The organism is Streptomyces sp. NPDC028298, from assembly GCF_055565895.1.
In genome coordinates this window covers 373879-387839 of sequence record NZ_JBVHTL010000006.1, presented here as the reverse complement: position 1 = coordinate 387839, position 13961 = coordinate 373879, and the positions used below count along the sequence as shown (strand labels likewise).

Annotated in this window: 15 protein-coding genes; 9 read left to right on the top strand and 6 right to left on the bottom strand. The window is 68.6% G+C overall.

Annotated elements, in window-relative coordinates:
• Positions 1–23: 23 nt before the first annotated feature.
• Together ACZ4TO_RS27360 and ACZ4TO_RS27355 are read left to right on the top strand one after the other, a co-directional pair.
• Positions 24–269 carry a chaplin family protein gene (locus ACZ4TO_RS27360; RefSeq protein ID WP_468025472.1) on the top strand — a complete coding sequence of 82 codons (246 nt, stop codon included), beginning with the start codon at positions 24–26 and terminating at the stop codon, positions 267–269.
• A gap of 13 nt (positions 270–282) precedes the next feature.
• Positions 283–690, top strand: coding sequence for a hypothetical protein (locus ACZ4TO_RS27355; RefSeq protein ID WP_468025471.1), 408 nt, complete (start codon positions 283–285; stop codon positions 688–690).
• Positions 691–919: 229 nt separating this feature from the next.
• Here ACZ4TO_RS27355 and ACZ4TO_RS27350 read toward each other — a convergent pair whose 3' ends face one another.
• A complete protein-coding gene (locus ACZ4TO_RS27350; protein ID WP_468025470.1) occupies positions 920–1705 on the bottom strand; it encodes a Crp/Fnr family transcriptional regulator in 786 nt (261 codons plus the stop codon).
• Between the two features lie 5 nt (positions 1706–1710).
• Positions 1711–2001 carry a hypothetical protein gene (locus ACZ4TO_RS27345; protein WP_468025469.1) on the bottom strand — a complete coding sequence of 97 codons (291 nt, stop codon included), beginning with the start codon at positions 1999–2001 and terminating at the stop codon, positions 1711–1713.
• Between the two features lie 938 nt (positions 2002–2939).
• Between ACZ4TO_RS27345 and ACZ4TO_RS27340 the strand changes: the two genes are divergently transcribed.
• Positions 2940–3560 (top strand): hypothetical protein, encoded by a 621-nt coding sequence (locus ACZ4TO_RS27340; RefSeq protein WP_468025468.1) that lies wholly within the window; start codon positions 2940–2942, stop codon positions 3558–3560.
• Between the two features lie 358 nt (positions 3561–3918).
• Here the strand turns inward: ACZ4TO_RS27340 and ACZ4TO_RS27335 are convergent, their stop codons facing one another.
• Both ACZ4TO_RS27335 and mobF read right to left on the bottom strand, forming a co-directional pair.
• Positions 3919–4911 carry a hypothetical protein gene (locus tag ACZ4TO_RS27335; RefSeq protein ID WP_468025467.1) on the bottom strand — a complete coding sequence of 331 codons (993 nt, stop codon included), beginning with the start codon at positions 4909–4911 and terminating at the stop codon, positions 3919–3921.
• 18 nt (positions 4912–4929) lie between these two features.
• A complete protein-coding gene (gene mobF / locus ACZ4TO_RS27330) occupies positions 4930–8043 on the bottom strand; it encodes a MobF family relaxase (RefSeq protein ID WP_468025466.1) in 3114 nt (1037 codons plus the stop codon).
• 1349 nt (positions 8044–9392) lie between these two features.
• On the opposite strand from mobF, the gene ACZ4TO_RS27325 reads away from it, so the two are divergent.
• A complete protein-coding gene (locus tag ACZ4TO_RS27325) occupies positions 9393–9701 on the top strand; it encodes a helix-turn-helix domain-containing protein (protein ID WP_468025465.1) in 309 nt (102 codons plus the stop codon).
• A gap of 10 nt (positions 9702–9711) precedes the next feature.
• Here the strand turns inward: ACZ4TO_RS27325 and ACZ4TO_RS27320 are convergent, their stop codons facing one another.
• Both ACZ4TO_RS27320 and ACZ4TO_RS27315 read right to left on the bottom strand, forming a co-directional pair.
• Positions 9712–10479 carry a GntR family transcriptional regulator gene (locus ACZ4TO_RS27320; RefSeq protein WP_468025464.1) on the bottom strand — a complete coding sequence of 256 codons (768 nt, stop codon included), beginning with the start codon at positions 10477–10479 and terminating at the stop codon, positions 9712–9714.
• A gap of 3 nt (positions 10480–10482) precedes the next feature.
• Positions 10483–11022 (bottom strand): GntR family transcriptional regulator, encoded by a 540-nt coding sequence (locus ACZ4TO_RS27315; RefSeq protein WP_468025463.1) that lies wholly within the window; start codon positions 11020–11022, stop codon positions 10483–10485.
• Positions 11023–11330: 308 nt separating this feature from the next.
• On the opposite strand from ACZ4TO_RS27315, the gene ACZ4TO_RS27310 reads away from it, so the two are divergent.
• From ACZ4TO_RS27310 to ACZ4TO_RS27290, 5 genes are read left to right on the top strand one after another with little or no spacing between them, the layout of a single operon-like run.
• Entirely contained in the window at positions 11331–11639 is a 309-nt protein-coding gene (locus tag ACZ4TO_RS27310) for a helix-turn-helix domain-containing protein (protein ID WP_468025462.1), read from the top strand.
• Between the two features lies 1 nt (position 11640).
• Positions 11641–12012 carry a WhiB family transcriptional regulator gene (locus ACZ4TO_RS27305; RefSeq protein WP_468025461.1) on the top strand — a complete coding sequence of 124 codons (372 nt, stop codon included), beginning with the start codon at positions 11641–11643 and terminating at the stop codon, positions 12010–12012.
• Complete coding sequence (locus ACZ4TO_RS27300; RefSeq protein WP_468025460.1) at positions 12009–12200, top strand: hypothetical protein; 192 nt, start codon at positions 12009–12011, stop codon at positions 12198–12200. Before ACZ4TO_RS27305 ends, ACZ4TO_RS27300 begins: the two co-directional genes overlap by 4 nt.
• Entirely contained in the window at positions 12197–13381 is a 1185-nt protein-coding gene (locus ACZ4TO_RS27295) for a hypothetical protein (RefSeq protein ID WP_468025459.1), read from the top strand. The genes ACZ4TO_RS27300 and ACZ4TO_RS27295 overlap by 4 nt, the downstream gene beginning before the upstream one ends.
• Before the next feature lie 26 nt (positions 13382–13407).
• Entirely contained in the window at positions 13408–13947 is a 540-nt protein-coding gene (locus ACZ4TO_RS27290) for a hypothetical protein (RefSeq protein ID WP_468025458.1), read from the top strand.
• The last annotated feature ends 14 nt before the right edge of the window (positions 13948–13961 follow it).

The window sequence follows — 13961 nt, the reverse complement described above, 5'->3', positions numbered from 1 at the left end:
TCTTCCCGGTCCCGCGCTCGGCGGTGCCGGTATGGCGACGACCGACGCGTGCGCCATGGCGAGGCGTCGACTCGCCCGGCGTCCTGTCCGGCAACGTCGTACTGGTGCCGGTCCACGTCCCCGCCAAAGCTGCTGAATCGGGCCCGGGTCCACCTAACACAGGAGGGCTCCGACTCACTGATGTATGTGCCAGCACGCAACGTGCGGGACTGGGCTCGCGGCGAGCCTGGATAGAGGGGCCGCTCGGGTACCGGGCACCCCCGAACTAAGGGGCCAGTGCCAGTGCACATCACGTTCGACTTCGGCACCGTCGTATGGACGGTCGTGGGGATTCTCACCGGGTTCGGCGTCCACCAGTTGTCCGAGCCGACCACCCCCGCTACGCCGACAGCTCAGCCCGTAGGCATGTCCAAGGGCGAGCGGCTGGTCCTCGCGCTGACTGCGGCCGTGGCGGTCATCACGATCGGCGGCTACCTTTCGAGCGGCGTCGAGAGGGTCGAGATCGACAAGCCCGTGCCGTCGACCACCGCCACCGCCACGCCCATGCCGTCGACCACCGTGACCCCACCTCGAAGTCGCTCAACTAGTGAGGCAGCCGAAGAGGAACCCGCCGAGATCGCGTCCGGGATTCGCGTACGGAGGCCGCATGCGGCTCCGGGAGTTCAGCAGGCCCACCCTCGACCGTTTTAGCCTCCCCAAATGGAATGGATGGGGGTCGGGCGCGACGTCCACAAGTGGAATCAGCGAGACCGCGCCCGCGCTGCCGAACTGCGCACCACCCCCGGCACCGGAACCCCCTGGCCCGCCGACGACCCCGCCAGCAGCACCTGGGACCCCAAGCCCCGTTTCGCATGCCCATACCGCACGAAGGGGCCCGGGGCCATGCAAACGGCCCCGGGCCCCTTCGCGCTCAGGCGCATCACGGAGCGCGTACGACTTGGGCAAGCTCCTCGCGGTCCATGATCACGTATCGCCGGTTGGTGCGGCGTTCTTCTGGGCGCCGCTTCTGCAACACCCCGCGGTCACGCAGAGCGGCGATGGCATTTTCCACCGACGCCCGGCTGATCCCGAGGGCGTCGGCGAAGTCCGCCTGCGACGGCCCTTCGACTGAGCCCTGCGTGGCGATCGTTGTGACGCGCTGTCCGTCACGGCGGCGCGTGTCGTAGTAGCCGAAGTGGTTCGCGAGGAACAACAGGAGCTTGGCGACCCTTGGCAGGGGGGGCAGCCTGTTCGCTCCGTACACCGTCTCCGCGGCGTGCAGGCGGCGCATGCTCATGCGTCCGAGGGCGTAGGCGAGACCCGGGCCATGTACTGCGGTGAGCTGGGCGATGTCCACAGGAGCGACTACCAGCGCGGCGCTGTCGTCCGACAGAACCGTTACCCGCGTCTGGGAGTCCTTTGCACCGGTCCAGTCACCGATCAGCGCGCCTGGCCCCCACAGTCGCGCCATACCGTCCGGGAAGTCCTCTCGTACGCACCCGCGCTCCAGGAGGAACAAGCGCCCCATGTCACTGCCGAAACACACGTCGCCTCGCCTGTTGGTGATCAACCTGGCCCGGAACGCGATCTCACGGATGATGTCTTGCGACAGGTCCTGCCCTCCGAAGACAGCCTCTGCGGAGGAGAGGACTGCCAGACGTACGCCACGACGGGTCGGGGCATACACCACCCGACGGCCGGGCTGTTCGGGCTCTTCGATCGCCACCGCCATCACCGACCGGTCGACGTCGATACGGCCGCAGGCACCGATGACGGCACTTTCGGCTGACCAGAGGCAGATGCCGACGAGACGGGCGGCATGGCAGGGGCCACGGTCTCGGCGGGCGTGCGCTGCGGCTCGCTGAGCAGGGACACCATCGGGTTGAGCGCGCCCACCAGTGTCGCCAGTGCCACGAGCACGGCGACGACCCGCGCCGGCGTGTTGGACAGACGACGGATCGTGTAGCAGGCCGCGGCCAGCACCGCGAGGAAGATAAGCAGGATCGTGAGGTTCGCGTCCAACGCGACACCATCCACTTCTGAGACAGGTCTTTGATCGCGGAGGGCGTCGGGTGGTTAGTCCGAAACCCCTGCCGCGTACACGGAATTGGGTGCATCAACGAGAGAGGACCTCGAAAAGGTCCACCATCGACTTAGCGAAGAATCTTACGGCACGAGCGAAGGCGGTCGATAACTCAGCCACCACAGACAGGAGTTCAGGAGGCCGACTACCTTACGCGTATTCACCATGCGTCTCCGCGAAGCAACTTGCCGGACTCGCCCCGCTCGGCGGCACGCTCCCCTGAACGCAAGGAGCCCCACCCCGTAGGGCGGGGCCTCGCGAAGTTCAACGCCAGGCTCCCGGGGAACCACCCCCGGGAGAGCCCAGCAGCGCTGATGCAGCCCAATTCCGTTAAGCCGTGTCTCAGCGATGACAGTTAACCCCCACCCAGGCTGAAATAATCCCTACGCGTAGGGATATCTACCCTGCAACCACGGAGAATCCCTACCCGTATGGATTCTAAAGCGGGATTCTCCAAAACTCCGGGGTCACCCTCTCGTGAATCCCTATGGGTAGGGATCTTCCAGACTCCTCGCAGGCATGGAGGGCCACCGATTACGCCTCCCCTGGTGCTACGGCATCTTCGCTGGGACTGCGGGCCACCTCACGCCGTACGCGGCATCAGTTGCCGGTACCGCTGCCGCCGTTGGGGCGTTCAGCATTGGCATGGGAGTCGTGAAGTTCCCCCGGAGCACCACATAGATCGGCACCCGGGCCCTGGTCGTGCTCCTAGCCGACCCGGCCGACGTGCCGAGCGTTCTGCGGGCTGCGTCCTGACGCGGTTCTGAACAGAGGCCGTTTCCGCCCGCTCGACTCCTTGCACAGAGTGCGGAGATTCGTACGAGTGCACGAGGGACGCGGGCGGAACCGGTGGGCCCACTGGGATGTCCAGGAGGTCATGGATAGTGATCTGCTCAACACGGCGGCCAGCGCTGCTGGTGCTGTGGTCCTCCTCTTCCTGGGGGCGTGGGAGAACGACAGACGGAACAGCCGGACCGAGGCCCGCAGGGAAGCGGCTTCGGACCGGGCCGCGTTGGAAGCGCAGGCGAACGAACTGGTTGCCGCAGTGCTGGCGGTGAAAGTAGCGGGCAACACCCATGACCACCTGTACGGCGGATGGAGGGCCAGAGGGATCGTCCTTCTACGAGGAGTCCTCGGGGGTGGCGCGGCCTATGCCGGGTTCAGGGAGCGGGGATCCTCAGCCGTCTGGGCAGGCTACGGGGAGCTTGCCCGCGTGATCGGTCAGTGGGACCAGGTGAGCGCGACGTCGGCGGCAGCACTGGCGGCGCCCCTCAGCCGACTCGGGACGGCCGTCGCACCACTGATGAGGCGCCAGGAGCCGGGGCTGGCCGTTGCGGTCGAAGAAGTCTTCACGTCGGTCACCGACCACTTCGACAACGGGGATCGGGTCACCAGGTCCTTGGAGGCCTTCCACGAGGCACTGCGCCCCGCACTCGAACCGCTGGCTCGCCCGCGACGCTGGAGGACAGCCGTCTCCCGGGGAGACCACCGAAGCTGACGGCCAACCCACCCCTGCGGGTGCCCGCGACTCGATACCTCTCTTCTCGTTCACTTCCGGCGTCGGCGCCGCCCGCACGGTGGACCCGCTTCCGGCATGGCCTGCGAGAAGCGGCCACCGGCAACCTGCTCTCCACCACCAGGCGGTGGCCCGCGAGGGACCGTCATGACGAGCCGTAGGAATTCCTACGGGTCATGAGGTCGGCTCGCGTCCCCGCGTCGAGGGGTGCCACAGGAAAGTAGTCGGCGTGCCGGAGCTCGCGAGGCGCCCCCTTGAATTCCAGGTCAGACGCCCGCACCGTCACCGTCGGCCGCCTCCTGGAGGCAAGTTGTAGGGCAACTTGCACGGCAAGTCGGGGCTACCTCATGCCCCGCCCCCTGGACTGGTCCGGCTGCGGGTGCAGGGTGGCGGCCTGCTTCGCCTGCTGGGCCTGCTGGTGGACCCAGCGTGCTGTGACCTCCCGGTCGTACAGCTCGGGGAACTTCTCGGCAAGCGTGGCGCGCAGAACCTTCTCGGCGCGGGCGTCGGCGGCCTGGGCCCGGTTGCTGGCGGCGTACCCCCGGAACTCGCCCGCCTTCCGGGTGACACGGCCGACATCGTCACGGTCCCGCTTGTCCATGCTGTGGCCGCGCCGTTCGGCGCCGGAGCGCATCTCCATGAGCCGCTCGGCGACCTTCTCCACGTCGGCGGGCGGCACCGGCGCGCTCGCCACACCGAAGCTCTCTGCGAACCGGCTCTGCTGCACCTGCGCCCATGCATCCTGCAGGGCTTGCCGGGCGTCCCGCTTCGCGTCGGCCTCCATGTCCAGGTATCCGGCGCGCTCCCCGGACAGGCGCTCGGTCTGCTCGCGGTATTCCTTCAGCGACGTCCCCTCCAGACGCAGCGCGATACGGCTCTTGCCCTCGCTCTCGGCGAGCTTGTCGAGCTGCCGGGCGCGGTCGTCGGCGTGGCCGGCCGCGGTGAACGCGGTCTGCAGGTGCTCCCGTGCGGTGGCGACATGGGCGTCCGCCTGGTCGAGGACATCCCCGGCCTCGGTGGCGAACCGCTGCCCGCGGGTGGGCTGTCCGGTGGCCTTCTCCTGATCGAGGCGCGCGGCAAGTTCCCGGGCCAGCGTGTCCGCCTCGGCGGCGGTGGCCTCGGCATCGGCGGCGAGCCGGTCGCCCTCAGCGATCAGCCGGTTCAGCTCCTGGGGCGAGGCGGTGCCGTAGATACGCTTCGTCCACGACGGGACCGCGCGTTCCTCGGCACCGGCCTTGATGCGGGCGAGCAGCTGCTTAGCCTTCTCCTCGGCACGCCGGGACTGCTCCTCGTGCTGGGCCTCGCTCTGCGCCTGGCGGTGGGAGAAGGACACCGACTTGGCCCGCCCATGTCATGCCATGCGGGTCTGGCGGAGCTTGCGTTCGGCGTCGGCGCGGGCCTCCTCGGCGGACAGGTCGCGCTGCCGGGGGAGCGGCGCGGGGACCGGCGGTTCCTGCAGGAGGTTGGAGACCATGCCGTCCGGCCGGGACTGTCCCAGGAAGCGGGCGAAGGCATCGATCGCCCGTTCCAGGCGCTCCTTCTCGGTGCGGGACTCGCCGAGCCGGGCCCGGGTCTGCTCGTCCTCGAGGACGGCCAGCGGCAGCCACAGGTGGTTCTGGCGCCGGGCCCGGGTGATGCCGGGATAAGTGGCGAAGGCGTTCGCGCCGTGCCCGTACATGAGCGAGGTGTTGCACGTCAGGCCCTGGCTCGCGGCGATCGTCATCGCGTAGCCGAGGGACAGCGCATCGCTGGCGACCTTCTGCGAGGTCACCCAGCCGGACTCGTGGCGGTAGCCGCCGGGGGCCTTGGCGTCCCTGACCCGCCAGGTGATCTCGACCCGGTGGTTGTCGTCCATCGCCGTGACGACGGCCCGGTAGCCGTTGAGCATGTCCGGGCCCTCGCCGCGGCGGCTGCGGTAGTCGTTCTCCCGGACGCGGACGATGTCGCCCACCGCGAGGGTGAGGGTGTCGCCGCCGGGCAGGGCGTAGGTGTGCTCGTCGCCGAGTTCGCTGGCCTCGCGGCGGATCGCCTGCGCGCCGAGGTTGAGCGCGTCGACGTCGCTGTTGCGGGCGGCGAGCACCACCATGTTGGCGATGAGGTCGTGCGGGTCGGCCCACTGCTGAAGGCGCAGTTCGTCCCACGTCATGAGGATCTGGGAGCGGGCGTCCTCGGCGGTCTCGGCGGGGTGCAGACGCCCGCCCTCGGCGAGCATCCGCAGCGCCAGTTCGTGGTCGCCGGTGCGCCAGACGTCCAGCGCGGCCCGTTCGGCGGCGTCCTCCTGGCGGCGGTTCTCGGTGAGGGTGAGTCCGTGGACCAGGCGGTGTACCTCGCGGAACCAGCCGCCGGGGCCGATCGCCTGCAGCTGCAGGTGGTCGCCGATGCCGACGACCTTCGTGCCGGTGCGCGCGGCCTCGGTCATCAGCGCGGCCGCCGCGCGGTCGTCGACCATCGTCGCCTCGTCCACGACCAGGACGTCGATGCCGCGCAGTCCGTTGCCGTTCTCGATCTCGCCGAGCCAGGCCGCCACGGTCCGGGCCGGGATTCCGGAGGCATCGGTCAGGTTCTTCGCGGCGACCGCGGCGAGGGCCGCGCCGACGTACGTGGTGCCGGTGGCGTCCCAGCCGATCCGGCACGCCTCCATCAGCGTCGACTTGCCCGCGCCCGCGACGCCGACGATGGCGTCGATGCCGTGCCCGGCGGTCAGCACCCGGGTCACCGCGGCGGACTGCTCCTCGGACAGCTCGAACCCGGCGGCGACCTGGAAGACGCCGATGGCGGCCGCGGCCTGGTCGCCGGTGAGCTGCACGGCGCCGCTACCGAACCTCTCCAGCGCCTGGCGACGGACGCTCTCCTCGGCATCGAGGATGTCCTGGGTGGTGTAGCGGTCGACGGACGACATGACGGTGGACCCGATGGTGGGCACGCGCACCGCGTAGCCCTCGGCCGCCAGGACGTCATCGCACAGCCGCTCCAGACTGTCCGGGTCGGCATCGATCCCGAACTCCAGCGCGTTCGCCACGGCCGCCAGGAGCTGCGCGCGGCTGAACGTCTTGTCGTTCGCTGTCAGCCCTTCCTTGGGGTCGAACACGACGGCCGCGATGTCGCCGGGCGGCGGGACGCACGGGCCGGCGCCGGGCCCGTCGACACCGGTGCCGCCGTCCGAGCTGGGCGGGCCTGGCGGACCAGGGGCGGCCGCGGCCAGCATCGCGTCGACGTCGTCGACGACCTGTTCGGCCCGCTGCCTCCAGCTCTCGCGCATCGTGGCCGCGTCGACGTCGAGCTTGTCGCGCTTGGTCGCCATGGAGACGGCCTGCTTCTCCTGGCGGCTGGCGTCGGCGCCGGCTTTCTCGTCGACGAGCGCGGCCCGGCGGGAGAAGTGGTCGCGCACCTGCTCGGGGATGCCGACGATCTCCCAGGCACCGGTGCGTTCGTTGCGCACCCGCCGGATGCCGAAGTGCTCGTACGTGAGCGCGCGAACGCGGGCCTTGAAGTAGGCGTCCAGGGCTGAGGCGTGGCGGTGCAGGTCGCTCCCGCTGTTGGCAATCGACCGCCACTTGCCGTCCTCGCACAGCGCCACGTTGGCGACGGTGACGTGCAGGTGCAGGTGAGGGTCGCCAGGCTCCCCGGCCCGGATCGGGCGGGCGCTCTGGTGCTCGACACTCCAGGCGAGCAGTCCCCCGGTGGCGAGCCGCACCGGTTCGCCGTCCTTGCTGCCGACCGCGTACCCGGCCCATCGCTCCATCTGCCGGAAGGTGTCGCCCTTGGCCTGGTGGACCAGCTCGCGCAGCTTCTCTGCCGGGAGCAGGTCCATCAGGGCCTGCACCACGCTGTCGGACTTGGGGAGGTCGAGGACCACGTCCCAGCCCCGGACACGGTCGTCGACACGGAGGTCTTTGTTCTCCCGTGCCGTGGCGAGTTCCGTTTCGCCATAGACGTCGTCCAGGGAAATCCCGGCAGCACGCGCAAGTTTGTGAAGGGTGGTCACCTGCATCCGGTGCATGTCACCGAAGCGATGAACGTTGCGCTGCTGCTGCTCGAATACGCGCTTCTGCTTCGGCTTTCCCTCTAACAGTTCGCCCGGCTCAACGCCCTTTTCCTCGGCGGCCTTCTCGATGGCCTCAACAAGCCGGGCGGTGGTCAGCTGAGCCTTTTCGTGTGCGCGCACCGAAGTGTGGGACTTGAGCAGGCGGGCGCCGGTCTCGGGATGACAGCCGGCCATCAGGAGGCGGGCGGCCTGCTTGCCCTCCTCGTCGAGCTCGGCTCCCTCGATGAGCCCGACGGCCTCCAGGCCGCTGCCCATCCAGACCAGAGCGGATCCGCTCTCGGGTCGCAGTCGGTAGTCGACAGCCTGGTCCTCGTCATCGTCCAAGACGACACCGTCGGACTCGACCACGTCGCATCCGGCCTGCTGCTTGAGCCGGTAATCGACCTGCACGTCCTCCGTGATCTTCGTAACCCAGGTCACCGGCCGCGCCTCCCCGTGCCGTGCGTGTGCTTCTCACCGGGCCTGCCGGGGTTCTCCGCAAGGGGAACCCCCTTTGTCCTCCCCTGCTCTTTGATCACACGTACGTCGCCGTACTCGGCCGCCGCACAGGTGCCAGGCTCTGCCGGACGCGTGGCAGGCCGGACAGGCTGTCCAGCTACGCTCTCGGGCCTCATGCGACGTCTCGTATCGACCGGTGAACCGGGCTCGGGTCGCTCTCTGAACGCTGCTCTGTTCGCGCGGTGCCCCGCTCGAGGGCGGCGGTTCTCACTTCCAGGTCATGGACTCGGCGGCTCAGCTCTTCAACGCGAGAGAGGACTTCGATCCACTGTTCACTGGGCATCATGGTTACCTCCGGTGGCCCTTGATGCCCTGATATTGGTCCTGGTCACAAGGCCGGAACGGCCCGGACCGCCGCACTTCCCGTGGGACGGGAAACCAATTTCTTCGCTTCCTACCAGGCGGGCACCGGGGCCCATCCGTGACGCTCGCGAACGACGTGAGAGACCGAGGCCCCAGGGCTGTACGGGGCGACCGACAGAAGCCTCTCGAACGAGCGCCTGGGCTGTTTCCCGCGGCGCGTCCTCGACGCCCACGCAGACACGTTCCGTGACTACCGGTATGCCGGTTGCTGCTCGGAGACCCTGACGCGACAGGGATTACAGGGTAAATCGCTGACCTGCGAAAACACCGACAGGGATAAGCACAGGGCAATGACAGGGATTACAGGGTTGAACGTTCAACCCTGTAATCCCTGTCATTGCCCTGCACCCCCGGACAGGAGCAAAGTGCCTGGTCAGCGATTTACCCTGTAATCCCTGTCGCCTGGCAAGGGGTTGGGCCTGCACACAACCCGACCCGACGAATTCCATCACTCTCTGCTACGTAGGTCGTGTGCGTCGACATGGCCTCGCGCCCGTGCGCTCGAAGCCGAACAGGCTGTCTGGCTTCGAGCGCACCTGCCTGCCGATGCCAGCGACGGATCCGAGGGGGCATACAAGGAAGGGCTTTGCGCCCCGTCGGGCTGAAGTTGGTCCAACCCAGTGCCGGCGTGCAGGCCTGGAAGAGATGGCCCTTCCTCGGTAGTTGCCGCCGCTACTCCCCGCTCTCGACACCGAGTTGCGCAGCGGCTCACCTTCCCGCCTGGCAGGAAGTTGAGAAGAAAGATTCCCGCCCTGCGGGTAGTTCGACGCTCTCCGCCGCTCCGCGCTTGCAATTCCTGTCAGCGTCAGGAGATCAAGGACCGAGAAGTCGGATCGCGGTGCGTTCCTGCACCTTACGGATCCGTCACAGAGGCCCGAGACATCACCCCTGAACACGCAGGAGACTCGATGCACGACCAGACCGATCGCCCCGCCCCCGCTGTGACGCTGCAGCGCGTCAAAGGCGGCAGCAGACCCAATCGGCTTGCCATCAGCATCGCTGAGGCGGCCGAGCGGCTCGACGTCAGCTACCAGACGCTGTGGCGAGCGATCCATGACGGCGAATTCCCCGGGATCAGGATCCGCGGCCGCATCGTCGTGCCCATCAAGGCAATCGAGCTGCTGATGGAGTCGGTCACCCACTCCGGGCAGCTCGTGGACGTAGCCGACTGGACGGCCTCGTGGCGTGCCGAGACCGCCGTTGCCGAGGTGGTCTGAGTTGGCCGGCTCAGTCGAGGTCGAGCGGGACGCGGTACAGCAGCTCATGGAGATGCGCGGCCTTGACCATGACCGTCACCTCGATGGGCTTGGCGTTGTCCGAGTAGACGACGCGAAAGGTCCTGAGCACGGGCACTTCCGTCGGCAGCTCCAGGCCGACGAACTCTTCCTCGGTCGGGGGGCGGCACGACACCCTGTCGACCATCTCGCGCGGCGGGTAGCCCTTGTCGGCCAGAAGCGTGGGCGATCCACCCTTGATCTTCTTGCGTTCGAGAAGAGCGGTGCCCTGGGCGATGTCCATGGGGTAGTAGGACCAGACAAGTTCGGCCGGGTCCTCGTCCAAAAGCAGCAAACGCTCGCGCATCGCGACCGTCTCCCCTGGCTCAAGTCCGAGCGCATCACGGACGTGCGTCGGCGGCACGACCTCCGCAACGCGCAGGATCTTGTTGGTCCCGACCTTCGACTGCTTGGCGGCTTCCTTGATCCACACGTAGGGTTCGCCGTCCCGGGCCGGCGGCATCGTCGCGACGCTGTCGAATGCCTGTTGCGGGCTGTCCCGTACGAAGACACCGCGGCCGGATCGGCCGACGATGCAGCCCTCCGCCTTCAGCAGCCCGAGGGCCCGCTGAATCGTCTGGCTGGACACTCCGTATTGCGTTACGAGGTCTTGCGTGATCGGCAATTGCTGACCGGCTGCGAGATCACCAGACATGATCTCCGCACGGATCTGTGCCGCGATTCTGTGATGCGCTGGACGAGTGTCAGTGTGCTTCGCCATGGATCAGCCGACCTTGGTCTGATAGGTGAGTCGATGACCACGCAGCATGGTCATCTGGGATACCTCCACGGGCTGCCGATCGGACGTGGTGCTGGTGCGCGTGAGTACGAGCACGGGTTCGCCCTCGTCCAGGCGCAGCGCCTCCCGGACCTTCTGGCTCGGCATGTCCACAGTCACGTCCTCGCTGACCTCACTGATCGCGAATCCGAGCTCGGCCATGAGGGTGACAGCACCTCCGGGAATCTTGCGGACCTCCGCGAGAGCTGTGCCGCGAGCGATAACCGCCGGGTAGTACGAATCCGTCAGCTCCACAGGCTGATCATCCACGTACATGATCCGTCGCCGCACGACAGCCGTTTCGCCGGCCTTGAGGCCCAGGGCAGCCGCGATCGACGGCGGCGGCTCCAACTCGCGCACATCAACGATCCGCTGCGAACCCTGACGTTGCTGACGCCCCAACTCCTGACTCCAGGCATCGCTCTCCCCTGCACCACGCGGTGTCAGGTAGGCGACCGAGTCGGACTCCCACATGCGACCTGGCACGACTACACCCTTCGTTGGCCTGATCCCACGATAGTCGCCTACTCGCTTGATGAGTCTTTCAGCATGCCCCCTTGCTAGCTTGATGAACATCTCACTAAGCTAGCAAGCGTGCTCCAGGGATCGCCCCTGATTGCGCATGGCATTCCGTTGCTCCGAATCCCGTGTCGACCTGCGTCGATTCAGGTCGAGTCCTGGGCTCGGCTGCAGCAAGCACAGCGGCCCCGACGAAGTTCGGCCCGTGGTGCACCACCACCACAAAGCCCTTCGCCGAGGCCGACACCCACCCCCTGCTCTGATCAGGAGGCACGATGCAGGACCAGGCTAGTCAGTCGGCCCCCGCTGTGAAGCTGCGGCGCGTCAAGGGCGGCATCGCTCCCAACCGCCTCGCCATCACCATCGGTGAGGCTGCCGAACAGCTCGGCGTCAGCTACCAGACGCTGTGGCGGGCGATCAAGGAAGACGAGTTCCCCGGAATCAAGATCCGGGGTCGCATCCTCGTACCCATCAAGGCGATCGAGCTGCTGATGGAGTCCGCCACCAAGTCCGGCCAACTCATCGACGTAGCCGACTGGACGGCCTCCTGGCGGGCCGAGAACACCATTGCCGAGGTGGTCTGACGTGGCTACCCCGCGCCGTACCGGTGGGCGCCTCGCCGAGACCTCGAAACCCGTTGCGGCCTCGTCCAATTGGCGGGCGCAGATGGCGGAGAGGGCCACGCGCACCGCGCACCGCCTCGACGAGAACATCGAGCGCCAGGCCGCGTGCGCCGGCTACGACACCGCTCTCTTCTTCCCCCGCGAGACCGACACGGCGGCCGTCGAGGCCGCCAAGGCCGTATGCCGACGCTGCCCGGTCATGCGGAGCTGCCTGGTACAGGCGCTGCGCCATGGCGATGAATTCGCAATCCTCGGCGGCACCACCCCGCCCGAGCGGCGCCTTATCCGCCGACGGCTCGCCGAGCGCAAGCGCGAAACGGGGGTCGCGGCATGAGGGCCCTAGAGCAGTTCCGCGAGCGGCACGGCAGCCCCGAGAAGTGGAGCGCCGCCGAGTTCGACGAGTACTTCGAGATCGGCGACCAGCAGATTGCCGCTGCTGAGGCCGCTCACCTGCTCATCGGCGGCATGTCCCGAAGCGGCCAGGTGGCGGTGGCCACCGCGTGGGAGAGGGGAACGCGGTGAGCGTCACCGACCTGCACCCCGAGAAGTCCGGCGGCACGTACGCCGAGGGCCTCGCGCGTGCCGAGCAGCTGCAGGCCGACGCCGAAGCCCGGCGCATCAAGAACGAGGGCGAGCGCGTCCGCCAGGAGCTGGCGAACGAGCGGGCCCGCGCGAAGGCGCAGAAGGACATCCAGCGCGACCTCGACGGGGCGGCCGAGGAGCGCCGGCGCCGTGATGAGGCCCGCCGGGAGGCAGCCGAGGCCAAGGCCCGTGCGGCGAAGTCCGCCGCGACCTGGCGCAAGGCCGCGAAGGCGATCGCCGCCGTGTGCATCGTCGTATCGCTGCCGCTGCAGGTCATGGCGTTCTGGGACCCGCACGCCTGGTTCCTCGTCGCCGCCCCGTTCGTCCTGGAGGGCGTTGCCTGGGCACTGCTGTGCGGGGCGCAGGCCGCCATCGACGAGGGCCGCCCGTCCTGGCACTACCGGCTCGGAGCGCTCATCCAGGCGCTGATCGCCGCCGGGATCAACTACGCGCACGGCAGTGCAGAGTACGGCATGGCGACCGGGATCGGCGGGGCGCTGTGCTCAGTGATCGGCCCGATGATCTGGGACCTGCACGAGCACGGCCGGATCACCAAGCGGGAGGGGCGCACCCCGCGTTCCGTGCGCCGGGCCGAGCGCCGTACGGCCCGTGCCGAACTCCAGCGCCTGGACGCGGTCAACGCCGCCCGCGCCGCCCGTGACACCGACGTGTGGGAGCGGGCTCTCGACCTCGCCGCCGCGTACGGCGAAGTCTGTCCCGGCCGCCGCTCGGGCTTGCTGAGCCTGCGCGGCGCGAAGGCGCCGAAGGTTGTCCCGAGCGAGAAGACCTACACCCGGGCGTGCGTGGAGATCCACGGTGCCGAGCCTGGCTCGACGGCCGAGCGGATCGCCCACATGCGCACCGCCAAGCGTGCCGTCCGCATCGCCCAGAACGGTCCCCTCGACGGCCCGCAGAAGGACGCGAACCCGCAGGTCGATTCCCAAACGCCCGCCGTCGGCGACGAGCTCTCCACAGCTCGCACGAAGGCACCGAAGACGCCCGGCGAGGACGGCCGCAAGCGCAACGGCGGAACCCCGCCCCGCCGCCGCCCCGGCACCGTCAAGTACCACCCCGCCGCCAAGAAGCAGATGGCCCTCGCGGCCGCCCGCCAGACCGACTGACTCGCCCCGCGAAGGAGAACACGACCATGGCTCGCATCATCCGCACCCTCGCCCTGACCGGTGCCGCCGCCGCTGCCCTCCTGGGCACCGCCGGGACCGTCCACGCCGACACCCCCGAGAAGGCCACGGCCACCGTCGAGGCCGCCGTCGACCGTGCGGCCGGCGCCCCGGTCACCCTCCCCTCGGGCAAGACCATCCACGTCCGCGGCCTCGATACCGCCGCTTACCGCGCCAACGCCTCGCACCGCAGCACGGTCGTCACGATCGCGGACGGACAGAACACCGGCACCGGCGTCGGCACCCCGGCGTACACGGACTTCAACGCCCAGACCCAGCAGGTCCGCACGCAGTCGGCCGGGGGAACGATCAGCGTCGTCGCGATGCTCGGCATCGGCTTGGCCATCTTCACCTTCGTCATGGTCAAGAAGGGCCGGATCAACGCCTGGCACGCGGTCGCGCTGGTGATGTTCGGCGTCGTTCTCGCCCCGACCACCTTCGGCCCGCTGCTGCAGAACCTGGGCGTCTCCGCCGCGGCCTCCCTGGGCAACGTCTGGGGCGGCTTCTAGGCCACCGACCCGCC

Coding starts and splice junctions, on each gene's coding strand:
- ACZ4TO_RS27300 (WP_468025460.1), top strand. CDS start 12,009: ATGAGGGCCCTAGAGCAGTTCCGCGAGCGGCACGGCAGCCCCGAGAAG.
- ACZ4TO_RS27325 (WP_468025465.1), top strand. CDS start 9,393: ATGCACGACCAGACCGATCGCCCCGCCCCCGCTGTGACGCTGCAGCGC.
- ACZ4TO_RS27290 (WP_468025458.1), top strand. CDS start 13,408: ATGGCTCGCATCATCCGCACCCTCGCCCTGACCGGTGCCGCCGCCGCT.
- ACZ4TO_RS27320 (WP_468025464.1), bottom strand. CDS start 10,479: ATGGCGAAGCACACTGACACTCGTCCAGCGCATCACAGAATCGCGGCA.
- ACZ4TO_RS27310 (WP_468025462.1), top strand. CDS start 11,331: ATGCAGGACCAGGCTAGTCAGTCGGCCCCCGCTGTGAAGCTGCGGCGC.
- ACZ4TO_RS27340 (WP_468025468.1), top strand. CDS start 2,940: ATGGATAGTGATCTGCTCAACACGGCGGCCAGCGCTGCTGGTGCTGTG.